The 23,998-nt window shown below is 65.6% G+C and carries 24 protein-coding genes and 1 tRNA gene; 12 read left to right on the forward strand and 13 right to left on the reverse strand.

Annotated elements, in window-relative coordinates:
- Positions 1 to 335: 335 nt before the first annotated feature.
- Together V8352_RS04090 and V8352_RS04095 are read left to right on the forward strand one after the other, a co-directional pair.
- Positions 336 to 1,064, forward strand: coding sequence for a helix-turn-helix transcriptional regulator (locus tag V8352_RS04090; RefSeq protein WP_336422993.1), 729 nt, complete (start codon positions 336 to 338; stop codon positions 1,062 to 1,064).
- Positions 1,061 to 1,561, forward strand: coding sequence for a hypothetical protein (locus V8352_RS04095; protein ID WP_336422994.1), 501 nt, complete (start codon positions 1,061 to 1,063; stop codon positions 1,559 to 1,561). The genes V8352_RS04090 and V8352_RS04095 overlap by 4 nt, the downstream gene beginning before the upstream one ends.
- 225 nt (positions 1,562 to 1,786) lie before the next feature.
- Here the strand turns inward: V8352_RS04095 and V8352_RS04100 are convergent.
- The 3 genes from V8352_RS04100 to V8352_RS04110 form a co-directional block, all read right to left on the reverse strand.
- A tRNA-Thr gene (locus V8352_RS04100) sits at positions 1,787 to 1,862 on the reverse strand.
- A gap of 86 nt (positions 1,863 to 1,948) precedes the next feature.
- Complete coding sequence (locus V8352_RS04105; RefSeq protein ID WP_336422995.1) at positions 1,949 to 3,430, reverse strand: heme biosynthesis protein HemY; 1,482 nt, start codon at positions 3,428 to 3,430, stop codon at positions 1,949 to 1,951.
- A gap of 14 nt (positions 3,431 to 3,444) precedes the next feature.
- Positions 3,445 to 4,737: a COG4223 family protein gene (locus tag V8352_RS04110; protein WP_336422996.1), complete on the reverse strand. Its 1,293-nt coding sequence runs from the start codon at positions 4,735 to 4,737 to the stop codon at positions 3,445 to 3,447.
- Here V8352_RS04110 and V8352_RS04115 point away from each other — a divergent pair.
- Positions 4,727 to 4,987: a hypothetical protein gene (locus V8352_RS04115; RefSeq protein WP_336422997.1), complete on the forward strand. Its 261-nt coding sequence runs from the start codon at positions 4,727 to 4,729 to the stop codon at positions 4,985 to 4,987. The genes V8352_RS04110 and V8352_RS04115 overlap by 11 nt on opposite strands.
- A 202-nt stretch (positions 4,988 to 5,189) precedes the next feature.
- On the opposite strand, the gene V8352_RS04120 is transcribed toward V8352_RS04115, so the two are convergent.
- On the reverse strand, positions 5,190 to 5,933 hold the full coding sequence (locus V8352_RS04120) for a uroporphyrinogen-III synthase (protein WP_336422998.1): 744 nt from the start codon (positions 5,931 to 5,933) through the stop codon (positions 5,190 to 5,192).
- A gap of 89 nt (positions 5,934 to 6,022) precedes the next feature.
- On the opposite strand from V8352_RS04120, the gene tsaD reads away from it, so the two are divergent.
- The 4 genes from tsaD (at position 6,023) to V8352_RS04140 (ending at position 8,530) form a co-directional block, all read left to right on the forward strand.
- A complete protein-coding gene (tsaD, locus tag V8352_RS04125; protein WP_336422999.1) occupies positions 6,023 to 7,102 on the forward strand; it encodes a tRNA (adenosine(37)-N6)-threonylcarbamoyltransferase complex transferase subunit TsaD in 1,080 nt (359 codons plus the stop codon).
- Between the two features lie 77 nt (positions 7,103 to 7,179).
- Positions 7,180 to 7,449, forward strand: a complete 270-nt coding sequence (locus tag V8352_RS04130; protein WP_336423000.1) for a YciI family protein — start codon at positions 7,180 to 7,182, stop codon at positions 7,447 to 7,449.
- Positions 7,450 to 7,454: 5 nt separating this feature from the next.
- Positions 7,455 to 7,874 (forward strand): EVE domain-containing protein, encoded by a 420-nt coding sequence (locus V8352_RS04135; protein ID WP_336423001.1) that lies wholly within the window; start codon positions 7,455 to 7,457, stop codon positions 7,872 to 7,874.
- Positions 7,875 to 8,005: 131 nt separating this feature from the next.
- Positions 8,006 to 8,530: a hypothetical protein gene (locus V8352_RS04140; protein ID WP_336423002.1), complete on the forward strand. Its 525-nt coding sequence runs from the start codon at positions 8,006 to 8,008 to the stop codon at positions 8,528 to 8,530.
- 315 nt (positions 8,531 to 8,845) lie between these two features.
- On the opposite strand, the gene V8352_RS04145 is transcribed toward V8352_RS04140, so the two are convergent.
- Complete coding sequence (locus tag V8352_RS04145) at positions 8,846 to 9,361, reverse strand: transglycosylase SLT domain-containing protein (RefSeq protein WP_336423003.1); 516 nt, start codon at positions 9,359 to 9,361, stop codon at positions 8,846 to 8,848.
- 294 nt (positions 9,362 to 9,655) lie between these two features.
- Between V8352_RS04145 and V8352_RS04150 the strand changes: the two genes are divergently transcribed.
- The gene (locus V8352_RS04150) at positions 9,656 to 9,955 is read left to right on the forward strand and encodes a hypothetical protein (RefSeq protein ID WP_336423004.1); all 300 of its coding nucleotides are present in this window, start codon (positions 9,656 to 9,658) and stop codon (positions 9,953 to 9,955) included.
- 149 nt (positions 9,956 to 10,104) lie between these two features.
- Here V8352_RS04150 and V8352_RS04155 read toward each other — a convergent pair whose 3' ends face one another.
- Positions 10,105 to 10,758 (reverse strand): peroxiredoxin, encoded by a 654-nt coding sequence (locus tag V8352_RS04155; RefSeq protein ID WP_336423005.1) that lies wholly within the window; start codon positions 10,756 to 10,758, stop codon positions 10,105 to 10,107.
- Between the two features lie 191 nt (positions 10,759 to 10,949).
- Between V8352_RS04155 and V8352_RS04160 the strand changes: the two genes are divergently transcribed.
- Together V8352_RS04160 and V8352_RS04165 are read left to right on the forward strand one after the other, a co-directional pair.
- Positions 10,950 to 12,395: an aldehyde dehydrogenase family protein gene (locus tag V8352_RS04160; RefSeq protein WP_336423006.1), complete on the forward strand. Its 1,446-nt coding sequence runs from the start codon at positions 10,950 to 10,952 to the stop codon at positions 12,393 to 12,395.
- A gap of 102 nt (positions 12,396 to 12,497) precedes the next feature.
- Positions 12,498 to 13,553 (forward strand): serine/threonine protein kinase, encoded by a 1,056-nt coding sequence (locus V8352_RS04165; RefSeq protein ID WP_336423007.1) that lies wholly within the window; start codon positions 12,498 to 12,500, stop codon positions 13,551 to 13,553.
- 10 nt (positions 13,554 to 13,563) lie between these two features.
- Here the strand turns inward: V8352_RS04165 and V8352_RS04170 are convergent, their stop codons facing one another.
- Complete coding sequence (locus tag V8352_RS04170; protein WP_336423008.1) at positions 13,564 to 14,205, reverse strand: pseudouridine synthase; 642 nt, start codon at positions 14,203 to 14,205, stop codon at positions 13,564 to 13,566.
- Between the two features lie 105 nt (positions 14,206 to 14,310).
- Positions 14,311 to 14,916, reverse strand: coding sequence for a YqgE/AlgH family protein (locus tag V8352_RS04175; RefSeq protein ID WP_336423009.1), 606 nt, complete (start codon positions 14,914 to 14,916; stop codon positions 14,311 to 14,313).
- A 108-nt stretch (positions 14,917 to 15,024) separates the two neighbouring features.
- On the opposite strand from V8352_RS04175, the gene V8352_RS04180 reads away from it, so the two are divergent.
- Positions 15,025 to 15,834, forward strand: coding sequence for a protein-disulfide reductase DsbD domain-containing protein (locus tag V8352_RS04180; protein ID WP_336423010.1), 810 nt, complete (start codon positions 15,025 to 15,027; stop codon positions 15,832 to 15,834).
- Between the two features lie 72 nt (positions 15,835 to 15,906).
- Here the strand turns inward: V8352_RS04180 and V8352_RS04185 are convergent, their stop codons facing one another.
- The 5 genes from V8352_RS04185 to V8352_RS04205 form a co-directional block, all read right to left on the reverse strand.
- Positions 15,907 to 19,296: an efflux RND transporter permease subunit gene (locus V8352_RS04185; RefSeq protein WP_336423011.1), complete on the reverse strand. Its 3,390-nt coding sequence runs from the start codon at positions 19,294 to 19,296 to the stop codon at positions 15,907 to 15,909.
- A 3-nt stretch (positions 19,297 to 19,299) separates the two neighbouring features.
- A complete protein-coding gene (locus tag V8352_RS04190) occupies positions 19,300 to 20,793 on the reverse strand; it encodes an efflux RND transporter periplasmic adaptor subunit (RefSeq protein WP_336423012.1) in 1,494 nt (497 codons plus the stop codon).
- Positions 20,794 to 20,878: 85 nt separating this feature from the next.
- On the reverse strand, positions 20,879 to 21,421 hold the full coding sequence (gene moaB / locus V8352_RS04195) for a molybdenum cofactor biosynthesis protein B (protein ID WP_336423013.1): 543 nt from the start codon (positions 21,419 to 21,421) through the stop codon (positions 20,879 to 20,881).
- Between the two features lie 3 nt (positions 21,422 to 21,424).
- Entirely contained in the window at positions 21,425 to 22,042 is a 618-nt protein-coding gene (locus V8352_RS04200) for a LysE family translocator (RefSeq protein ID WP_336423014.1), read from the reverse strand.
- On the reverse strand, positions 22,039 to 22,836 hold the full coding sequence (locus V8352_RS04205; protein WP_336423015.1) for a uracil-DNA glycosylase: 798 nt from the start codon (positions 22,834 to 22,836) through the stop codon (positions 22,039 to 22,041). The genes V8352_RS04200 and V8352_RS04205 overlap by 4 nt, the downstream gene beginning before the upstream one ends.
- 177 nt (positions 22,837 to 23,013) lie before the next feature.
- On the opposite strand from V8352_RS04205, the gene V8352_RS04210 reads away from it, so the two are divergent.
- Entirely contained in the window at positions 23,014 to 23,970 is a 957-nt protein-coding gene (locus tag V8352_RS04210; protein ID WP_336423162.1) for an aspartate carbamoyltransferase catalytic subunit, read from the forward strand.
- Positions 23,971 to 23,998 lie beyond the last annotated feature (28 nt).

A 23,998-nucleotide genomic window follows, 5' to 3' on the forward strand; every position in this document is an offset into this window, starting at 1 on the left:
GTCGCCGGTCGGCTCAAGCACCTGCCCGCGTCACCCTACGACACAACATCTGGTGTGGTCGTGAACTGACCGGAGACCCGCACACCCACACAAACCGCGAAGAAGCCTTAGTTCTCGACGCATTTTCCCTGACGTTGCCAGATGACAATTACATTCGACAGAGCCGCTTATGGGCTACTCGACTTTCGTAGCGCACGACCCTGACCGAGCCTGTCGATCGATGCAGGCGCATCTGTCACCGCACTGTGCAAATGCCCAGATAAATTAGGGCCAGATGTCAAAGATACAGGTTGCTGCGCCGGACGTGGTTATGGGCCAAAGAGACGAGTATCGTTATGTTGCAAGATATTGCCGACTCTCAGAGATCCCTTCGGGGGATATTCATTGGAAGCGCACTGTGCTTTTCCGACATCGCCATCAAGCTGGCGAATGAGGAAATCACTTGCATCACATTTCAGCGCCTGCCGACCTTGGCCGATCTGTCGGCACTGGATGACGCGGCGGCGGCGGAGGTGCGACTGATTGTCGTCTACGAAGGGATGCTGGACGATCTTCAAGTCGCCATTCCAAGCCTCAAGCAAAAATTTCCGCAGGCGTTCATGGCGCTGGCCTACCGCAATCGCGCCGCAGCCCTGCGCCTGATCAGGGAGGCTTGTGACCACCCCTGTTCAAGGGATGTCGGCTTTCTGCCAATGGGGGTGGAAATGGATTGCTGGCTGTCCGTGCTGCGTCTCCTGGTCTGGGGCGAGCGATACGTGCCAGCCAATTTGATCGACAACGCGCGCGAGGCCCCGGCGCCGGCAACGCCTTCGACACCCAACGGCCAGGACCGGTCGCATAACGCGCAGCAGGAAGTGCATCTGACCGCGCGCGAACGCGAAGTCCTGCGCGCAGCCGCCGCAGGCAAGCCGAACAAGATCATCGCCGAGGACCTGAGCCTATCGCAACATACGGTCAAGCTGCACATGCACCACATCATCGCCAAGCTGGGGGTCAGCAACCGCACCGAAGCGACCCTGTGGTATCTGTCGCAGTCACAGCACGCTTCGGGGCGCTCATCATGACCGGCGCGGCGCATGCGCCCGATTTCGACACCTTTTTGCTGCTGATCGGCAAGCTGAACTACGCATGGTCCAATACCGAGAGCCTGCTGATACACCTCATCGCGGGCCTCGGCAAAATGGACAAGGAAACTGCGACGGTCGTGTTTCTGACACTCAGCACGGCCCGCGCCCGGATCGACCTGGTTGAACGGCTGGCCAAGCTGCCGCGCATCGACGTGGACCAGCGGACGCGCACGCTGGCGCTCACCTCACGCATCCAAGGGCATTCGGCCCTGCGCAATCGCTATAACCATTGTATTTACGCCTTCGACAGCGAGGGGGAGAATCCGCGCACCATCCTCATGCGGATCGCAGATCGCAAGGACAGCCTGAAGATGGGGCAGATGGCCCCGATGGACACCTCGGCGGCCGATGGGATCATCACCGCCATAGACGAGCTTGGAAAGGTGAACCGCGACATCTGGGGTTTGATCGACGCGTTCGGTTATCCCCGCTGAGACTGACCCCGGAAATTGTGGCGGGCGCCCAACCACTTCGGGCGATGCGAAGGCGCGAGTGGCCTTGCCCTCTTCCCCCGGCGCATTCCTTGGGTTTTCCCTGCGGTGACGTCGAGCACCCCGTCTCAACCCAAGGTCAACGCGGGTGAAATGATTGCAGGTATCATCTACGGCTCCCACTTCCGGTCAAGAGCGGGAATGTAAGCAGTCAGCTAGCTAAAATAGTGGTGCCGCTGATAGGACTCGAACCTACGACCCCATCATTACGAATGACGTGCTCTACCAGCTGAGCTACAGCGGCCCTTGGCGGGGCAATACACGGGTCAGGGGACCGGCACTGCGCCTCGGGTGACGGCGCTATAGCACCGCCGGCGGGGCGGGCCAAGACTATTTTTCAGGCTCGGACCCTTCCTTTTTCTCACGCTCTTCGGGCGGGTCCTGAACCACTTCGGCATCGACCACGCTGGCCACATCCGTCGCGCTGGCCTCGTCGAGATCGCCCATGATGAGGGGCAGCATCTCGATGCCAGTGGGCGAGGTCACATCGTTTTGCGGCGGTGTTTTCCATTCCAGCGTATCGAAGGCCTCGCAATGCTCGCAGGCCGGGGACCAGTCGCCGTGGATGTGCTGGCACTTGGCGCAGATCCATTGCGGGCCGCGCGGCGCGGCCATGGCGCGGGCAAGCCAGCCTTTGACAACCCGGTCGGCGGCACCCTCGCCGCGCTCGATGGCGGCCATGATCGTGAGGACCCGCGCGTCGGGATCTTTTTCCACCAGATCGCCCAGCGCGCGGCGCGCACCGGGGAAATCCTCGGCGGCGAGGTTCAGCTCGGCCTCGACGAGTTTCGATTCGCGGTGATCAGGGCGCGCATTTGTCAGCTTGGCAAAGCGCTTGAGCCGCTGCTGTGGTGTCTCTTCGGGGGCGATGGCGGCAAAGGCGGCAGCCAGATCGGGATGCGGCTGCTGATCCCATGCCTTGCGGATCACGCGGGCGGCATAGCGCGGCGCGCCTTGGGCGATGTAGCTGCGCGCGGCCATGACGGCGGCGGGGATCAGGTGCGGCGACAGACGGTTGGCCTCGATCGAGGCCTCGCGCGCTTCGACAGTCTTGCCTTCCACGGCGATATCGCGCGCTGCCGACAAGGCCAGCACCGCGTCGCGGCGTTTGTGGACGTCGCGGGGGATGTTGCCATGCTTGAGCTTGGCATTCAGCGTTGCGCGCGCACCTGCCCAATCCTCGTGCCCCGTCTGCAAGCGCAGCAGCGTGTCCTGAATCTCGGGATGCGCCGGCTTGAGGCCAAAGGCGGTCTGCGCCAGTTTCAGCGCGGTGTCGGTATCACCATCGGCGAGCTTTTGGCGCAGGATGCCGCGCACGCCGACAAACCGCGTGCGATCATCCTTGAGCAAGCGTTTGTAGACTTCCTCGGCCTTGGCGCGATTACCCGACATCTCGGCGGCCTGCGCGGTGACCAGATTGGTCAGCGCGGGCTTGCGCAGATAGCGCTCGGCCTTGGCGGCGCGCGCCATCGCAACGTCGCCCTCCCCCGAGGCCAGCGCCATCATGCCCTCAGAGAGCGCGCGGTAGCCCTTTTCCTGTCGGTTGCGGTCAAAATACCGCGAAATGGCAGTCTCATCACCATTGATGAATTTCAGCACCGCGATCACCAGCGCCGACAGCTTGAGCAGCAGCCAAAGCGCAAGGATCAGCAGCGACAGTGCCAGCACCGCCTTGAGCGGGGTCAGGTTCAGCTCGACCCCTGCCATGACGATGCGCACACCGCCATCCAGTTCCAGCAGGTAGGAGGCGCCGAAAGTGACCATGACCACGAGGGCCAGGAAAACGACGATCTTGATGATTGACCACAGCATTGGGGCTGGCCCTTTCAGTTCAGTTTCGCGGCAAGCGCGTCATGGGCGGCAAGCGCTTGCAACCGGGCGCGCGCATCTGCGGCCCAATCCGAAAGCTCGGCCTTGGCGGGATCCGGCAGCGTCTCCACTTCGTTCAGTGCGCTTTCCAGTTCGCCTTGTCTCAGATCATCCTCGACGCGCGACAGGATCGCATCCGTGCCCGGCCCCTCCTTGCGCTCAAGCGAGCGTGCGCCCAGCTGGTCCGACATGAAGGACCAGAAGCCCGGATCGGCCGCCTCGGCGCCTGTGCCACGCGCGGCGGACAATGCGGCGCGTGCGGCAGGGGCAAACGCCTCCTGAAGAGCGGCTTGGGTCGGGGCGCCGGTCTCGGCGACCTCCTGAAGCGCGTCGGGCGTGGCCATGCCCGCCCGCTCCAGATCGCCCAGCGCCTCTGCAAAGCCAGAGCCTGTGTCAAGCGCGGTGCGGATACGTGTGAGCGCGGCGCGGCGCAGGGCCTGCTGGGCGGCGGCGCGCGCGGCATTGTCGGCCTCTTCGGCCTCGCGGGTCAGCGCGGCCAATTGCTCACCCTGCTGCGACAGGGTGTTTTGCAGTGCATTCAGCTGGCTCGCCGACACCCCCGAGCCGTCGGCCGCGGGCTGCGCCTCGACCTGATCGAGGCGCTGGCTCAGCGCGCTGATCTGATCCGACAGGTCTGCGACGGTGCCCTCGAGCGCCTGCTGGCTGCTTTCGATCCCGCTCAGATCGGGGGCCTCGGGCGCGCCGGGCTGGTCGGCCACTTGGGCCGAGAGTGCGTCAATGCGCTCGGATTGAGCGTCAAGGCGGGCGGCCAGATCGTCGCCCCCGGCGCCAGCGGGCGTCATGATACCCATTTGCGGCAGAACATAATAAGCGGCGCCAAAGCCGATGGCCGCGGCGCAGACGCCGCCCAGAAAGAGCGCAAAGAACCCGCCCTTGCGCTGCCGTGCGGGGGCCGTGGTGCGCTGTGCGCTCTGGCCGGCCGCGCCTTGGCCACCCGAGGGCGCTGCCTTGGCGCCCGGCCCCGACGCGGTCTGCCCAGAAGTCGTCTGCCCGGAACTCGCCTGCCCGGAAGTGGCTTCCTTGGGCGCCTGGGTGCCGGGTTGAGAGGTCGCAGAAGCGCCCGTTTGCACCGCGGCGGTCTGGGACGGCGTGGATGCGGGGGCGCTGCCGGCGGCTGGCTTTGACGTCTCGCTCTTGGGAATGCTCGTAGCGGCTGTTGGCGTTGCGGTGGATGCAGTGCCGGCGCTGCCGTCCTCGGATGTCTCGGAGGCGGGCGTCGTGGACTGCACCCCGGTGGAAGTGGCGCCTTCGGCTTTTGGCGAAGCAGGGGGTGTGGACGACGCGGGCTTGCCCGATGTTGATGTGTCCGCCGCAGATTTTGCCGCAGATGATTTCGATGTCGTGGATTTTGCTGCGGTGGATTTGGTCGTGGTTGACTTGGCAGCCGTAGATTTGGCGGCGCTGGACTTGGCTCCGCGCTTGGGCGCACTCGCCTTGGTGGCGCTCGGCTTGCTGCCTTCGGTCGCACCCGCGCCTTGACCCGCGGGTTCGGAGGGTTCTGTTTTCGGCGTTTGCGCCCCGGCCTCGTCTGACTTTGCGCTATTTGTCGCATCATCCGGGCTGCGGGACTTCGAGGTCTCATCGCGACCCGGCTTGCTGTTCGGACTGTCCCCGGACCCTTTTTTATCTACCACGTCGCGTGTCCCTTTCGAATCTGCCCGAATTGCTCAGCCAGCCAACCTTACTGCGGGCGCATTGTTCCCTCAAGGCGATAGGCCGCCGACAGCGCCGCGGGCCAGGCGCGCAGCATGGCCGCAGCATCCGGGCGCTCTGCCACGATCACGGTCTGCGCGGCGGCGCCATGCGCCCTCTCGGGCACCCGCGCCGCCGCCGCCGCGCTGATCGCCAGGACCACCAGTGGCGCGCGCGGCGGCCCATCGGCAAAGAGCGCCGCCGCACTGCGCGGAGAAAAAACTGGCGCGATGACCGGCGCCGAGCCATCAAGGCAGGCGCGTGCCTCCGCGCTCAGCGGCGCGCGCCGTTGCGCATAGATCACCGCCTCATCCGCCGGAATGCCTGCATCGCGCAGCGCCCCGGCCACATTCGCCGCCGCATGCTCTCCGCGCAGGTGCAGCATGGGGCCGCGCACCCCGTCCGCGCGGATTCGGGACAGCAGATCGCCCGCGTCGCCGCTGCAGGAAATCGCCCGCATCCCCGCGCCGCGCGCCTCCTGGGCAGTGGCATCGCCCACTGCATAGACCGGAATATCGCGCCGCTCGCTGAGCGCCACGAACTGGCGCACGCCACTGCGCGAGGTAAAGATCAGCCAGTGATAGCCATCAAGGCCGGGCAAGGCGCCCGCCGCCTCGATCACCAGCGCAGGCGACAGGATCACCGGCACATCGCCCCCCGGCGCGGCCCGCAGCAAGGCCGCGAATTCGGCCCCATAGGGTTCGGGCCGCGTGATCAGCACGGTGGGGGGCAAGGCGCGGCTCCGCAGTTGTGAGGCAGTCATCCAAGTGATACGCCCTGCGCGGTGGTCACGCAACGGCGGCCACGCAACAGGCGGAAAAGATGAACGACCCCCTGACCATCCTCGGACTGGAGAGCAGCTGTGACGACACCGCAGCGGCAATCCTGCGCGTGGGCGATAGCGCGCAGATCCTCGCCCAGACGGTGCATGGCCAAGGGCAACTGCACGCGGCCTTTGGCGGCGTCGTGCCCGAGATCGCGGCCCGCGCCCATGCCGAAAAGCTGGACGTTTGCGTGGCCGAGGTGCTGCGCGCATCGGGCCTAGGGCTTCGCGACATGGACGCCATTGCCGTAACCGCCGGGCCGGGCCTCATCGGGGGCGTCATGTCGGGGGTGATGTGTGCCAAGGGGTTGGCCGCAGGCGCGGACCTGCCCCTGATCGGGGTCAACCATCTGGCAGGGCATGCTCTGACGCCGCGCCTGACGGACAATGTGCCCTACCCCTACCTCATGCTGCTGGTGTCGGGCGGGCATTGCCAGTTTCTGCGCGTGGATGGCCCGCAAGACTTCATGCGCCTTGGTGGCACCATCGACGACGCCCCCGGCGAGGCTTTTGACAAGACGGCGCGCCTTTTGGGGCTGCCCCAGCCCGGCGGCCCCGCAGTCGAGGCTGAGGCGGCGCTCGGCGATGCCGCGCGCCATATATTTCCGCGCCCGATGCTGGACCGCCCCGGCTGCGATATGTCCTTTTCGGGGCTGAAAACGGCCCTGCTGCGCGCGCGGGATGCGATTGTGGCCGTCAAGGGCGGTTTGACGGTGCAGGACCGGCGCGACCTCTGCGCCGGGTTTCAGGCCGCGATGCAGGAGGTTCTGGCCGAGAAAACACGCCGCGCACTGGCGAGCTTCCCCGATCTGCGCGTGATCGCCGTCGCGGGCGGGGTCGCAGCCAATCAGGCCATCCGCAGCGCGCTGGTCGAGGTGGCCGAGGCGGCCGGCGTGCAGTTCATCGCGCCGCCGCTTGCACTCTGCACCGATAACGCCGCGATGATTGCCTATGCGGGGGCCGAACTGTTGCGCGCGGGCCAGCGCGATGACATGACACTCGCCGCGCGGCCCCGCTGGCCACTGGACAGTGCCGCGCCCGCGATGCTGGGCTCGGGGCGCAAAGGCGCCAAAGCGTAAATTGCGCGCCGCGCCGCCCCGCTATAGTCTGCGCCCAAACAGACATCATACCGACCAAGCATCATCAAGGAGCTCATATGCTGATCGCCCTCATCGCCCGCGACAAACCCGGCGCGCTGCAAGTCCGCCTCGATACGCGCGACGCGCATGTCGCCTACCTCAAATCCTCGGATGCCGTATCGCATGCAGGGCCGCTGCTGGATGATGAGGGCCAGATGTGCGGCTCGCTCGTCGTGCTCGATGTCGCGGACATGGCCGCGGCCAAGGCATGGGCCGCCGCAGATCCCTATGCGCAGGCCGGGCTGTTCGCCTCGGCCGAGTTGATCCCTTGGAAAAAGGTGATCTGAGCGCCATGGCCTATTGGCTATTCAAATCCGAGCCGTCTGCCTGGAGCTGGGACGATCAGGTGGCGCGCGGCGATGCCGGTGAGGAATGGGACGGCGTGCGCAACTATCAGGCGCGCAACGTCATGCGCCAGATGGCCGTGGGCGATCGGGGCTTCTTCTATCACAGCCAGAACGAGCGCGCGATCGTCGGCATCGTCGAGGTCTGCGCCGAGGCGCATCCCGACAGCACCTCCGGCGATGACCGCTGGGAATGCGTCGATATCCGCGCCGTCATGCCCGTGGTCACGCCCGTCACACTCGATGCGATCAAGGCCGACCCGCGCCTTGCCGAAATGGCACTGGTGCGCCAGCCGCGCCTGTCGGTGCAGCCCGTCACGCCGGAGGCGTGGCGTATCCTGTGCGACATGGCTGGCATCGACGCATAAACCGGCCAACCTGTTGCTCTGAATGGAACCTTTTGCTTAACGCGGGGTTAAGCCGGTAATGCAGCGCGAGGCAGTATCTTCAGCATCATGCGATGCGTCACGCGCGATGGCAGGAATTATGGAGAAATCTTATGACCAAGCTTCTTACCGCCGTTGGCGCCCTCACAATCGCCTTCGCCGCCCCCCTTTCCGCAGCGCCCGAGGATGTCCTGCCCGAGCGCAGCGACGAGATTGCCGAATTCCGCGACGCTGGCGCATGGACCATCCGCGAAAATGTCACCAAGGGCTCGTGCTTTGCCTCCTACAAGGCCGAGTCGGGCGCAATCGTGCAATTCGGATTTACCGAGGATGAAACCGCCGGCTATCTGGGCCTCTTTGGTCGCGATGCGATGGCCATTCCCAGCGAACAGGAGGTTGCGTTCATCGCCAATGGCAACCTTTACTCCGGTATGGCGACCGGCGTTGGTGCAAGCCTCGAAGATGGCTACGAGGGTGGCTATGTCCTCGTGAACAACGCTGAGTTCGTCCAGGATATCGAGGCGGGCGGTGAATTGACCGTCTTGCCTGAAACGCCGCAGGCATTCGTCGTGGATATGTCGGGTGCCTCGGACGCGGTCTATGAGGTGCGTAAATGCACCACCGAACTGGACAGCTGATCCGCGAGCTGGCGAGATATTTGAGATTTCAGGTGAAGGCCCTGCTTCGGCGGGGCCTTTTTCCGTTTCCGTGCGCGAGACGTTGGCGCGGACCGCATATGCATAAAAACGGAGGGTTCCGGCAAACACCGAAACCCTCCGCCACCCCACGTGCTCCCAAGCACCACACGTGTATTCTGGAATAGGTTCCGGCCTTCCTGGCCCGACAATCAGAGATTAGCCCAGCGCGCATCGCCATGCAAAAGCCAAGTTGCGCCAATTTGCTTCAAAATCACGGGCAAGAAAAAGCGAGGTGCAATAGCGCGGAAACAGCGCTTATCTACAATGTTTGGCGATCTCGCGGTCCCGAAGCTCTGTTTCGACCAGAAGGCAGCGATTGCGCGCCTCGTAGTAGTATCCGCGCGCATACCACATCACCGCCTCGTCAATATCACCGTCCGAGACCAGCCACGCGCCGCGCAGGTATTTCACCGCAAAATGCAGATTGGTGTCGGGGTCCAGCAGGTCGGTATCCCTGCCGGCAAATCCCATGCCGCGCGCCGTGGCGGGCAGGATCTGCATCATGCCAAAGTAGGGGCCATTGCGCGCATGGGGGCGATAATCGCTCTCGCGCTGGATCACCTTGTGCACCAGCGGGCGGGGCACCTCGTAGTGATCGGCGTATTTGTTGACCAATTGCCGGATTTCGGGCGTCTCTCCGGGATAAAGCGCGGCCGAGGCGCTGCGGGAGTCCTTTGGGCCGTTTGCCGGCGGGGTGCTGGAACACGCGGCAACAAAGACGAGGGAGGCAACAAAAGCGGCGCGCAGGATCATGATCCGGGATGTCTCCATAGGATTCCTTGGCACGTTTAAGGCCCGGATTCGCCGCAACTGACAAGCAAATGATGAGGGGCTTGCGCGAAAAGGCGCCCGCGCGAGGCCGCCGTGCGCGAAGATTTGCGCAATTATCACCCTGCGCCGGATCAAGGGCGCGGGCCTATGCGCGCCTGCCTGCACACATCAAAACCTGCCCGTCGCGGCACGCGCTTGCCACACTTTCAATGGCAGGCAAGCGCCAATCCGGTCATCAAGCTTGATTACAGGCGATATTGGAGTAGACTTCAATTCTAACGGAGGGAGGCAGCCATGCCCAAGATTGCCCGTTTCTACATCCTGCATTGCACCATCGGATTCGCGCTTTCCGCGCTCTTCACGATCGCACTTTTGTGGCTGAACGTCGCAAACCTGTGGCATCTGATCAGCACATCCGACATCGGCGTGATGGCAGTGACGGTGTTCTGGATCCTCAACGGCATCGTCTTTGCCGGGGTCCAATGCGGTGTCGCGATCATGTTGATGACCGAAAAGGACGACGATGACGAGCCCCGCGGCGGACGCGGCGTGCCTGTGCGCGTCATGGCGAAAAGCGGTGGGCGTGCGCGCTAGCGCGACATGCGCCGAGCACCACCTTGGAAGAGCTGGCTCGCATCACGCCAGCCAGCCATCATCGGCTTGCGCCTGAATGACCAAAGGCCCCGGCACATTGCCGGGGCCTTCTCATGTTCGGGGACGTGCTGGCGCGCGACGAGCGCGGTTCAGGCCTTGAGCTTGGTCATGCGCAGATAGGGCAGAACGGTGGTGAAATCGCCAAACTTCTCCTTGGCGTCCGCATCGTTCAGCGTGGCCGGGATGACCACATCCTCGCCCACCTGCCAATCGGCGGGCGTCGCCACACCGGCGCTGGCCGCCGTCTGCAAACCGTCGAGCGCGCGCAACACCTCGGCAAAGTTGCGGCCGACATTCATCGGGTAGGTCATCGACAGTTTCAGCTTCTTGTCCGGGCCGATGATGAAGACGCTGCGCACCGTGGCGCTGTCATTGGGGGTGCGGCCATCGGGCAGATATGCCTCCGCGGGCAGCATGTCGAAGGCCTTGGACACCTCCAGCCCCGCATCCGCGATGATGGGGAATCCCGCGCCGGTGCCAGCGACCTGCTCGATGTCGGCCTTCCACTTCTTGTGGTCCTCGACACCGTCGACCGAGACGCCGATCACCTTGGTGCCGCGCTTGGCCCACTCGTCGCTCAGTCGGGCAACGGCGCCGAATTCGGTGGTGCAGACAGGGGTGAAATCCTTGGGATGGGAAAACAGGATCGCCCAGCTGTCACCGATGAAGTCATGAAAGCTGATCGTGCCCTGATCGGTCTCGGCAGTGAAATCAGGGACGGTGTCATTGATGCGAAGGGCCATGGCGGCTGTCCTTTCCTGTGATGTTTCATTTGTCTTTCTACGGCGCAAGATAAGCCGCTCTGGCCTGAATTGCACCCCCCGCCGGGCGCCGCCCACCTTGCAGGCTGTCGGTGCCGGGGCTATGTCATGGGGCAAGGCGCAAACCGCCAGCGAGACATAGTATTTACGGAACGTTCAAACGGAGACACAACATGATCGAGAAGCGTCAATTCTACATCAACGGGCACTGGACGGACCCCGCCAGCCCCAATGACTGCCACGTCATCGACCCCTCCACCGAAGAGCCCTGCGCGGTCATCACCCTGGGCGGCGCAGCCGATACCGACGCTGCCGTTTCCGCCGCCAAGGCCGCCTTTCCGGCGTGGATGAACACCACGCCCGCCGAGCGCATCGCGCTGGTCGAAAAACTGCAAAAGGTCTATGCCGCCCGCGCCGAGGATATGGCGCAGGCCATCAGCCTTGAAATGGGCGCCCCCATCGAGCTGGCACGCGAGCAGCAGGCTGCCGCAGGCTTGGGCCATATCGCCGCCTTCCTCAAGGCCGCCAAGGAGTACCAGTTCGAGCATCCGCACGATCCCGACACCCCCGGCAGCTACATCCGCAACGAGCCGATCGGCGTTGCCGCCCTGATCACGCCGTGGAACTGGCCGATGAATCAGGTGACGCTCAAGGTGATCGCGGCGGCCGTCGCGGGCTGCACCATGGTTCTGAAACCTTCCGAGGAATCGCCCCTGTCGTCGATGGTCTTTGCCGAGATGATGCACGAGGCGGGCTTCCCCCCCGGCGTGTTCAATCTGGTCAACGGCGACGGCGTCGGCGTCGGCACCCAACTGACCGAGCATCCAGATGTCGACATGATCAGCTTCACCGGCTCGTCCCGCGCGGGCAAGCTGATCTCGAAAGGCGCGGCAGACACGCTCAAGCGCGTCAGCCTCGAGCTGGGCGGCAAGGGTGCGAACCTCGTCTTCTCCGATGCCGACAGCGAGGCTGTCGAGCGCGGTGTGCGCCACTGCATGAACAACTCGGGCCAGTCGTGCAACGCGCCGACCCGCATGATCGTGCAGCGCGACGTGTATGACTCCGCCGTCGAAAAGGCCGCCGCGATCGCCAATTCGATCAAGGTCGGCCCGGCCAGCGAAGAGGGCGATCACATGGGCCCCGTGGTCAACCAAGTCCAGTTCGACAAGATCCAGGACCTGATCCAGCAGGGCATCGACGAGGGCGCGCGCCTCGTCGCAGGCGGCGTCGGTCGCCCCGATGGCCTCAACCGCGGCTTTTATGTCAAACCGACGGTCTTTGCGGATGTGAACAACAACATGGTTATCGCCCGCGAAGAGATCTTCGGCCCGGTCTTGGCGATCATCCCCTTCGACACCGAAGAAGAGGGCATCGCCATCGCCAACAACACGCCCTACGGCCTCACCGATTATCTGCAAACGCAGGACAAGGGCCGCGCCGCCCGTGTCGCCCGCGCGCTCCGCGCTGGCATGGTCGAGGTCAACGGCCAGAGCCGTGGACAGGGCGCGCCCTTTGGCGGCATGAAGCAGTCGGGCAACGGCCGCGAGGGTGGCCCGTGGGGCATCGAGGATTTCATCGAGGTGAAATCCGTCTCGGGCTACGACCCCAAAGCCGCCTGATCCCGGCGCAGTGACACGCAAAGGGGCCGGAGTGATCCGGCCCCTTTCGCCCCGCTCAGCAGGGTCTGGGCCCGCGCGCAAAAACCGTCTAGGACAGGAACCATGAGCCTGCCAGACCCCTCATCCAGTGACATCGCCGCAGCCGCATTCGTTCCAAAGACGGTGCACAAGCGTGACATCTTCTCCGAGACGATCTCGGGGGAACTCGAAGGCATCCCGGACTATCCGGTCGTCCTGCGCAAGCTGGACACGGTGCCATGGTACGCCCGCCCCGTCGCCTGGACGCTAGCCCGCAAGGAAATACGCGGCCTGCGCGCCGTGAAGGGGATCAAGGGCTGCCCTGCCCTCGTGCGCGTCGACAAAACCGGCCTCTTGCGCAGTTGGACCCGCGGCACGCCGCTGCAACTGGCCCAGCCTTCGGATGCCGCATGGTACCGCGACGCCAAGCGCCTTCTGCGCGAGATGCGCCGCGCGGGCGTGACGCATAATGATATCGCCAAGCCGCAGAACTGGCTGATGACCCCCGAGGGTGAGGCCGCCGTCATAGACTTTCAACTGGCCTCGGTTCACCGCAGGCGCGGGCGTCTTTTCCGCGTCATGGCCCGCGAGGATCTGCGCCACCTGCTGAAGCAGAAACGCGCCTATGCGCCCGGCCTTCTGACCCCGTCCGAGCGCCGGATGCTGGCGCAAAAGGCGCTGCCGTCGCGCATCTGGATGGCGACGGGCAAACGGGCCTACAACTTCATCACGCGCCGCCTGATGAACTGGTCCGATGGCGAGGGCACCGAAGACCGCATCCAGCGCGATGGCCCGGCCCTGACGGCGGCGCTCATGGCGCACCGCAATGTGACGGACGTGGCCCTCGCCACCTACGCCCTGCCCGCCAAGGGCGTAGGTCTCTATGCCTTCGTGGAAACGACGCTAGACGCCGATGCGCTGGCGGAGATTGCCCCCCAGCCGAGGCCGGAGGCGATCCAGCCCGTAGCCGCCCTGCCGCGCCACCCAGACGGCAGCACCCGCAACGACGCGCTACAGCTCGTCGCCGCCAACCGCCTCGACGAGCTTGCCCAGATGCAGGAGCGCGAGCCCGAGCTTGCCAGAACCCTTACCCCCATCATCGCCAACCGCCTCAACCTGACCGACCGCGTGCTGCGCTAGCCCCCGCGTGCTAAAAAGGCGCCTTGGCGCGAAACGACATGCCCCGCCCACTTTCAGGGTGGTTGATGCGCAACTCTTCGGCATGCAGCATCATGCGGGCATGGCTGTCATCGGGCGCATAGATCGGATCGCCCAGAATGGGGTGACCCAGCGCCAGCATATGCACGCGCAGCTGATGCGTCCGTCCCGTCCTGGGCCAGAGGCGCACACGGCTTTCCGTCTCTGCGGCCTTCATCACACGATATTCCGTCAGCGACGGCTTACCCGTCTCATGGCACACCATCTGGCGCGGGCGATTTGGCCAATCGACGATCAGCGGCAGATCCACCTCGCCCTTCTTCCCCTCCATGCGCCCCGCCACACGGGCCACATAGGTCTTGCGCGCGCGGCGCTCCTGAAACTGCGTCGACAGGAACCGCTGCGCATGGGGCGTTATCCCAAAGACCATCACGCCCGATGTGTCCCGGTCCAGCCGATGTACCAGAAGCGCGGTGGGAAAGGCCGCCTGCACGCGCGAGAGCAGGCAGTCGGCTAGGTGATCGCCCCGGCCCGGCACCGACAAGAGGCCGGCCGGTTTGACAACCGCCAGCACCTCGAAGTCTTCGTGGACGACATCCAGCGGCGTCATGGGCGGATCATAGGGTGTCAGCATGGCGCCCGCTCTACCCCGTGCCGCGTGCGCAGTCCAGCGCCCGCACCATGGACTGGCACCTTTCATTGTTCTGAAAATACTCCCGCGCGGAGCGCGTCTCGGCTCTCAGGCCGTGCCGAAGTCTGCCGACAGCGCCACCGGGCTGATCCCGAGCGTGGCAAGCGCAGCGGCCCATTTGCCCTCCGACATCGTGCCGAAGATCAGCTTGGCACTGGCATCGCAGATCAGCCAGGCGTTCTCGGCAATCTCGCCCTCCAGCTGACCCGGACCCCATCCGGCATAGCCCAGCGCAATCAGCGCATTGTCCGGCCCCTCGCCCGACGCCATATCCTCCAGAATATCCAGCGTCGCGGTCATGGAAAAATCGTCTGTCACCTCCAGCGTCGAGATGGACGACGCATAGCCGCCATCATGGAGCACGAACCCACGCCCCGATTCGACGGGCCCGCCGTAATGGATGGGAAGGCGCCGCGCGTTGGGCGCCGCCTCGATGTCCAGCTGTTCCAGAAGGTCCGCCAACCTGAGGTCATCGGCCACCTTGTTCAGGACAAGCCCCATGGCCCCCTCGTCGGAGTGGGCGCAGACAAAGATCACCGATTGATCGAACCGCGGATCGGCCATGCCGGGCATCGCGATCAGGATGCGGCCCGTCAGGTCCATGCCCGCAAGTGCGGGGCCAGTCAAAAGGGCGGTATCCTTGGCAGTCGTCATGTACTCGACAATGGCGGCTCGCCCCCGCGTTTACAAGGGGCCAGGCGGGCGCAGACGGTGACCCGATTGTGAATTGGCTTTGCCCGCGACATCGCGCAAAGAGAGGGGATGAAAAAAATCCTCTCCGCCCTTTGTGCCGCCGTTCTTTGCCTCGCGCCACTGCCTGCCGCCGCCGATGCGATGCAAGCGGTCACCTCGGCCAAGGTGCTGCCCGGTTGGCGCATGGCCGACGGCACGCATATGGCCGCGTTCGAGCTGCGCCTCGCCCCCGGATGGAAGACCTACTGGCGCGCGCCTGGCGATATCGGCATCCCGCCGCGCTTTGACTGGCGCGCGTCGCGCAATCTTGCGGGTGTCGAGGTCGAATGGCCGACGCCCATGCGTATCGACCAGGGCGGCATGATGGCCATAGGCTATCATGATACCGTGATTTTTCCGCTGCATGTGCTGCCGAAGGCAAGCGGGGACGTCGGCCTGACCGGTACTGTCGAAATCGGCGTCTGCCGCGATGTCTGCATCCCTCTGACGCTCGACCTTGCTGCCGATCTTCCGAAGGCAGACGCGCCGCGCGATTCGCGCATCATCGCCGCGCTTGCCGACCGTCCGCTGACCGCGGATGAGGCGGGCGTGGGCCGTGTCGCCTGCACCATTTCGCCCGGTCAGAAAGGCGGTCTGGCGTTGCGCGCCGAGGTGACGGTACCACCCGTCGGCGGCCTTGAGACGATGGTGATCGAAGCCAGTGACCCCAGTATCTGGATCGCGCAGCCGCGCAGCACCCGGCAGGGAAACACATTCGTCGCGGAGACGCGGCTGGCCCATGTCGAGGGGCGGCCCTTTGCGGTGGACCGCTCGAACCTGCGCCTGACCCTTATCGGAGAGAGCCGCGCGATTGATATCAAGGGCTGCCCCGCGCCCTGAAACGCGCAGCCAAGACCCCGCATCACAGCCGCTGGCAGAGCGCAGTCCCCAATATCAGGGGTGCGTGACCCTTCAGACACGCCCGCGCCGCGCCGCCTGCCCGATCGCCAGTATCGCATAAAGCGCCAAGACCATCACCATCGCCCCCAGCGAGAAGGCCACCAGCGCGCCCGGCACACCCGTCATGGCCGCTGGCATTACCTGCGCGATAGCGCCCGGCAGGCTGCCCGACCAGATCGCCCAGCCCATCGTCGCCGCGAACCAGAGCACCAGCAAAGCCGCCCCGCCCAGCATCGCGCCCCGCACCCGCCCCGTGCGAAAGCGCATGCCCCGGCGCAGCGCCGCCATCTGGCGCGCCACGTCGTGCTGCACAGCGATCAGCGCAGGCACGACGAGCAGCACAAGGATCATGCCAAAGCCGAGGCCATAGACCAGCGTGATCACCGTCGGCTTCAGGAATTGCGCCTGCTGGCTACGCTCGAACAGCAGGGGCGTCAGGCCCAGAACCGTCGTCAGCGTTGTCAGCATCACGGGACGCAGCCGGTCGGCGGCACCGTCAATGATCGACGGGATCAGACCGCGCGTGCGCGCATGCTCGTCAATCGTGGTGACCAGAACGATCGAGTCGTTGATGATGATGCCGGTCATCCCCAAAAGGCCGACAACGGTGAACATGCTCAGCGGCACGTCCCACGCATGGTGGCCATAGATCGTGCCGACCAGGCCGAAGGGGATGATCGCCATCACCACCATGGGCCGCGTCCAACTGCCAAAGACCAGCGACAGCACAAGGTAAATCCCGATCAGCGTCAGCATCAGGCCCAAGAGCGCATCGTTCAGAAAATCGCTTTCCTGCTCGGCAAGGCCCGACATCTGCCAGTCGACCTGCAATTCGGCGGCAATGCGCGGCAGGATATCGCTTTGCAACAGCTCCTGAATCTCGGTGGCACGGGCCGGGTCCTCTTCCGAGATGTCGCCCGTCACGCTGATCAGGCGCACGCCGTTCTCGCGCCGCACGGTCGAAAACCCGTCGCGCGTCTCGGCGGTGACGATCTCGGCCAGCGGAACGTAGGCGCCGCCGGGAGTGCGCAGCTGCGTCTCTTCCAGAAAATCGGCAGTCAGCGTGCCTTCGGGCAACTCCACCCTGATGTCGGCGCTGCGCGGCCCGACGGGGAATGTCGCGGCCTCGATCCCGTTCAGCCGCGCGCGCAGCTCGCGCCCTAGATCGTCGATGCCAAAGCCAAGCGCCGCGCCCTGCGGTGTCAGATCCAGCACCAGTTCCTGCTTGTCATAGGCCAGATCGTCCTCGACGCCGCTGACCTCGGGAAAGGCCGATAGCGCCTCTTTCAAACTCTGCGAGGCGGCCTTGAGCGTCGCCGCCTCGGCACCCGAGAATTGCACGTCCAGTGCGTCGCCGCCCGGCCCGCTGCGCGAGCCCCGGAAGCTGACCGTTTCGGCCAGCGGGTGCGGCACGATCCGCTCTTGCAGGTCGGCGGCGAAGGCAAAGCTGCTGTAGGGGCGCAGGTCCGACTCGATCAACTCGATCGAGATACCGCCAAGCTGGTCGGGCTCCTTATTGCCAGCGCCCGACAGGCCGCGCCCGGCATTGCCGCCGATTTCCGCGATCACATAGTCCAGCGGGCTGAGGCCATATTCAGCCTCATACTCATCGGCCAGTTCCTGCGTGGCGCGCTGCATCTCGCGCAGCATCTCCAGCGAGTCGGCGCGCGTCGCACTGGGTGCCATGGCGAAATTGCCCGTGACGCTGCCCTGCTCGGGCGCGTTGAAAAAGCGCCAGGTCACATCGCCGCGCACAAAGAGTGCGGCCTGACTGGCTAGGATCAGGATCACCCCCGCCAAAACCGGGTACCGCGCCCAGATCACACCGGCCATGGCAGGGCGAAACACCCGCTCGCGCGCCCATTCAAAGCCGCGATTGACCACGCGCGACGGCGCGTCATACCAATGCCGGCGTTTCGAAGCACTCAGCGCGTGGCTCATGTGGTGCGGCAGGATCAGGAAACATTCGGCCAGCGACGCGATCAGCACGACGATCACGGTAAAGGGGATGTCGGCAATCAGATCACCGAACCGGCCCGCGATGGTGATAAGCCCGCCAAAGGCGATGATCGTCGTCGCGGTCGCGCAAAAGACCGGCATCGCCATGCGGCGCGCCGCGTTCTCGGCGGCAACGACGGGCGATTCGCCCATCCCGCGGGCGCGCGCATCCGCATGCTCGCCCACCACGATGGCATCATCCACCACGATCCCGAGCGTGATGATAAGCGCAAAAAGCGAGATCATGTTGATCGTGATCCCAGCCGCGAACATCAGCGCGACAGCGGCCAGAAGCGCGACGGGAATCCCCGCCGCCACCCAGAAGGCCGTGCGCGCATTGAGAAACAGGAACAGCAGCGCCACGACCAGCATCAGGCCCGTGGCTGCATTGTCCAGCAGCGTGCTGAGGCGGCCCGAAATCTGTTCGGACCGCGTGCGGATCAGATCGACGCTGACGCCCTCCGGCAGGCCCCTCACCATCTCGGCCGCGACCTCGGCCACGGTTTCCTGAATGGCCAGCGCATCGCCCCCTTCTGAGCGGTCGACACGCAACGATATGGCCGGGTTGTCACCCACGAAATAGGCGCGATCGCGCGCTGCACCCAGCATCGTGATCTCGGCCACATCGCCCACGGTAAGGCGCGTGTCGCCGATGCCGCCGCGCAGGGTGATGGCGGCGATCTGCTCCGGGTCGCGCTTTTCGCTGCCAGTGCGCACGCGGGTGTCGGCGCCCTCAACGTCGCCTGCGGGGTTTGCATCCACCTCGGCGCCGATGGCCGACGCGATCTCGGTCAGGGTGATGTCATGCTCCATCAACTGGACGCTTGGCACCTCGACCAGAATCTGCGGCGCGGCCACGCCGCGCAGTGTGGTGCGGGTGACGCCTTCGGCAAAGAGGCGGGTCACCAGATCATCCGCATAAAGCGCCAGTTGATCGGAGCTGATCGGGCCGGTGATGACCACATCGGTCACCCGGTCGGACCAGCTGCCGCGCCGCACCTCAGGCTCCTCCGCGGCCTCAGGCAGGGTCGTCACCGCATCGACGGCGGCCTGCACATCGGTCGCGGCGCGCGACATATCCCAGCCGGGCTGAAATTCGATCGCGATGGTGCCAAAATTCTCGCGCGACGAGCCACTTGTGCTCTCGACGCCCTCCACGGCCAAAAGATCAGGCTCGAGCACCTGAACGATGGCGGCGTCGATATCGCCCGCCCCCGCGCCGTCCCATTCGACCGAGACGGTGACGCTCTGGATCACGACATCGGGAAAGAACTGCGCGCGCATGTTGGGCACGGCGGCAAGGCCCAGCACGACCATGACCACCAAAAGCAGGTTGGCAGCCGTCGGGTGGCGCGTGAACCAGCTGAGAATGCCCCCCGGACCTGCGCCGATCTTGCCCGCCATCCCCTAGCCGCCCATCCGCGTTTCGATCTGCTCGACCACACTGGCGGGCACGCGGGCCTGCGCCAATTGATCCAGAAGGCGCGTGCGCATGGCGTCCGGCATGTCGCGGCTGCCCTCCACATAGGCGATGAGACGCGCGCGGCGCTCATCGGACAGGTTCATCATCTCAGAGGTCTCGTCCTGCGCCTTGACATCCACATCTGCCCCAGTGGCCGCCCCGGCGCCCAGCGCGCGGGCCTTGATCCCGGCGCCAAGCAGCGGCGAGCGCTGCATGACGATCTGGCGCCCCGTCAGTGCGGGCGCGCCCGCCTCCGCGCGGACCAACACATCATCGCCCTGCCGGCGCAAGAGCGTCACGGCCACCGGCTGCAACCGGCCATCCTCGCCCAGCGCCAGCACAGCGCCGTCCGCGCCCAGCGCGCTGGCGGGCAGGCGCACCACGCGCTCCAGCGCGGGCTCGGCGACCTCGACTGTGACGAAATCGCCGGGCTTCAGCCCGCCCGCCGTCTCGAGCCGCGCAAAGACGCGCCGCCCGGTCTGCCCTTCGCCCACGGCGGCGCTGGCGCGGGTGATCGTGCCCGGCGCGCTCAGCCGCGCGCCCGACGCTTCCAGAACGGCCGTCACCGGCGCGCGGCGAAGCTGGCCCTGCGCATCAAGCAGCCGCGCAAATTGCGAGGTCGAGACGCGAAACGCCACCTCGAGCGCATTGCGGTCGATGAGCGTGCCCAATTGCTCACCATTGGAGACAATCGCGCCTTCATCGACGGCCACATCGGCCAGCGCGCCGGAAAATTCGGCCGTGATCACGGTGTCGGCCAACCGCCTTTCGGCCTCGGCCAGCGCAATCTCGGCGCGGGCGGTCGCGGTCGCGGCCTGATCGACGCGCGCCTCGGCCCCAAGGGCGGCCTGCCTGCGCGTCAGCACCGCGCCCCGCGCGGCGGCGGCGGCCAGCTCTGCCGTCTCGACGGTGGCGGCGGTGCCGACGCCTCGATCCTCAAGGTCGCGCTGGCGCTGCAAGGCGCGCTCCTGCAACTCGGCCTGATCGCGCGCGGCGCTCAATTCGTCCTGCGCCAAATCCAATGCGCGACCTGCCTCGCGCGCCGAAGCACGCGCATCCATCAGATCGGACTCGGCCCGGTCGCGGGCCGAGCGCATGTCGGCCGGATCAATCCGCAGCAAGACCTGCCCGGCCTCGACCTGCCCGCCCTCCTCGAAGGCGTCATTCAGTTCGATCACGGTGCCGGATGCCTTGGCGCGCAGCTCCAGCGCGCGGCGGCTCTGCACCTCGCCATAGGCAGTCAGTGTCGGGGCAATGGTCTGAGGCGCGGCGACCACCACGTTGACGGCAAACTCACGCTCGTCCCGCGCGCCCGGCCCCGGCGTACGCTCCATCCGGGCCTGCACCGATGTGCTGAGGATATAACCAGCATAGGCCAGAAGGCCCAATGTCAGCGACATCAGGATCAGGCCGGTCAGGCTGCGGCGCAGAAAATGCATGGCGGGGCCATCCTCGCATGTGGGCAAGCACTCTGAACATCAGGGCACTCTAAATATAAGGCATGCCACGTGAATACCAAACGCCCTACTTGCGGCGGTGATGCTCGTCCAGCCTCGGCATGATCTCTACAAAGTTGCAAGGCAGGTGCCGATAGTCGAGTTGCAGGGCCAGAATCTCGTCCCAGGCATCGCGGCACGCCCCCGGACTGCCCGGCAGCGCAAAGAGATAGGTGCCCATGGCAACACCTGCCGTCGCGCGGCTCTGCACGGCGCTGGTGCCGATCTTGGCCATGCTGACATGGGTAAAAACGGTGCCGAAGGCGTCGATTTCCTTTTCATAGACATCGCGGTGCGCCTCGACGGTCACATCGCGCCCGGTCAGGCCCGTCCCCCCGGTCGAGATGACGGCATCCACACCCGCATCCTCGCACCAGGCGCGCAGCTGCGCCGCTATGGCCTCCCGCTCGTCCTTCACAATGCTGCGAGCGGCCAGAACATGCCCCGCCGCCTCCAGCCTCTGGACCAGCGTGTCGCCCGAGCGGTCATCCGCCTCGGCCCGCGTATCGCTGACCGTCAGAACGGCAATGCGCACGGGGATAAAGGCGCGGCTCTCGTCGATGCGGCTCATGGCTCAGACCCTTTCAAGGATGGCAAGGCGCGCGGCAAGCGCGGTGAATATCGCAGCCGTGGCAAGGCCCAGCCCGCGCGCAAACCGCGGCGATCCGGCCATGCGCCGACCCAGTCCCCCGGCAAAGACACCGACCGCGCCGTTGATGAAAAGCCCGCCGATCCCCATGATGCACCCCATCACCAGAAACTGGGGAAGTAGCGCGCGCGCCGGGTCGGCGAATTGCGGCAGGAAGGCGAGCACAAAGAGGATCACCTTGGGGTTGCTCAGGTTTACGATCAGCCCCTCGCGAAACGCGCGGGGCGCGCTCATGGGCCGGCCCTTCGCCTGCATGCGGCCCTGGCGCAGCGCACCCAGCGCAAGCCAGAGCAGATAGCCGACCCCGACCCAGCGGATCACATCGAAAAGCCATGGTGCCGCGGCCACCAGCGCGCTGACGCCCAGCGCCGCCAGTGCCGCATGGATCAGCGACCCCAGCGCAATTCCGGCACTTGCCGCCATCGCGGGCACCGGGCCCGCCCGCAGCCCCTGTCCCAGGCAGAAAATCATGTCCGCGCCCGGCGTCAGATTCAGCGCCAGAGCGGCGGGCAGAAAGGCCAGAAGGAGCCATGGGTCGATCATTCCGCCCCGTCCCGCAACCGTGCCTGCACCATCAAAAGATCGGCCCAGGCCGCCCGCTTGGCCGCAGATGTGCGCAAGAGGTAGGCCGGATGAAACATCGGCAGCACGGGCTTGCCCCACGCCTCATGCCATGCGCCACGCAACTTGGTGATCCCGCGCGCGCCCAGCACGGCCTGGCAGCTGATATTGCCCATCACGATGACGATTTCGGGGCCCGCAAGCTCCACATGGCGCTGCACGAAAGGACGCATCATGTCGATCTCGTCGGGCTTGGGGTCGGCGTTCTGCGGCGGGCGCCAGGGCAGCACATTGGTGATATAGACGCTTTCTGCGCGGCTCAGCCCGATGGCGCCCAGCATCCGGTCCAGCATCTGGCCCGCGCGCCCCACGAAGGGCCGCCCCTCGCGGTCCTCATCGCGTCCGGGTGCCTCGCCGATGATCATGACACGCGCGCCCGCCACCCCATCGGCAAAGACCAGATTGCGCGCGCCGCGCTTCAGATCGCAGTGCTCATAGGCCGCCAGCGCCGCGCGTAGGGCGTCCAGATCCTGCGCCGCGCCCGCCACCCTGCGCGCTGCATCCACCGCATCCGCGCCTTGATCGACGGCCCTAGCCGGCGCGGCGCCGGGCACCGGTGCGGCAGACACCGATGCAGGCGATGGCGCAGCCGCTTCCGGCGCCGCAGGCACGTCATAGCGGTCGACCGGCACGTCGCCGATCGCCTCGTCCACGCCCAGCTCCACCTGCCATTGCAAAAGCGCCCGCAGCGCATGAAAATCCAATGCCGAATCCATGCGCCAAGGCTACTCCCCCGGCCACGCAGGCGAAAGCGCCGAGTGCGCGCGCGACTCATACTTTCATTGTTCTTCAAATACTCAAATCCCGCCACAGCTCCATGCGCCCCGGCTTGCCGATTGAACGCCGCCCGCGCCCATGCGATAAAGCGGGCCAGTGCCAAGCGGGAGATGCCGGTGACCTTCGACCACACCCACCTTCTGGGGATCGAGCCTTTGGCCCCCCATGATATCCGCACGGTCCTCGACCTCGCCGATATCTATGCGGAGCAGGGCCGCAGCGGGGCCAAGCATGGCGATGCGCTCGCCGGTCTGACCCAGATCAACATGTTCTTCGAGAATTCCACGCGCACGCAGGCCAGCTTCGAGCTGGCGGGCAAGCGCCTTGGCGCGGATGTCATGTCGATGGCGATGCAGGCCAGCTCGATCAAGAAGGGCGAGACGCTGATCGACACGGCGATGACGCTGAACGCGATGCACCCCGATCTTCTGGTCGTGCGTCACCCCCATTCGGGCGCCGTCGATCTGCTGGCGCAAAAGGTCAATTGCGCGGTTCTGAACGCGGGCGACGGGCGGCACGAGCATCCGACGCAGGCCCTGCTCGATGCGCTGACGATCCGGCGCGCCAAGGGGCGGCTGCACCGGCTGAACATCGCCATCTGCGGCGATATCGCCCACAGCCGCGTCGCACGCAGCAACATCATCCTTCTGGGCAAGATGGAAAACCGCATCCGCCTGATCGGCCCGCCGACCCTGATGCCTGCCGGTATCGGCGAGTTCGGTGTCGAGGTCTTTGATGACATGGAGGCCGGTCTCAAGGACGTCGATGTGGTGATGATGTTGCGGCTTCAGCGCGAGCGCATGGATGGCGGCTTCATCCCGTCCGAGCGCGAGTATTACCACCGCTACGGCCTCGACGCCGAAAAGCTGGCCCATGCCGCGCCCGATGCAATCGTCATGCATCCCGGACCGATGAACCGGGGCGTCGAGATCGACGGCGAGTTGGCCGACGATATCCGCCGAAGTGTGATCCAGCAGCAGGTCGAGATGGGCGTTGCCGTGCGCATGGCGGCAATGGACCTTCTGGCCCGCAACCTGCGCGACAGACGCGCGCCGAAAACGGTGATGGCCTGAGATGACCGGTGATCTTGGAAGGACGATG

Source organism: Roseovarius sp. D0-M9, from assembly GCF_037083805.1.
Classification (GTDB): Bacteria; Pseudomonadota; Alphaproteobacteria; order Rhodobacterales; family Rhodobacteraceae; genus Roseovarius.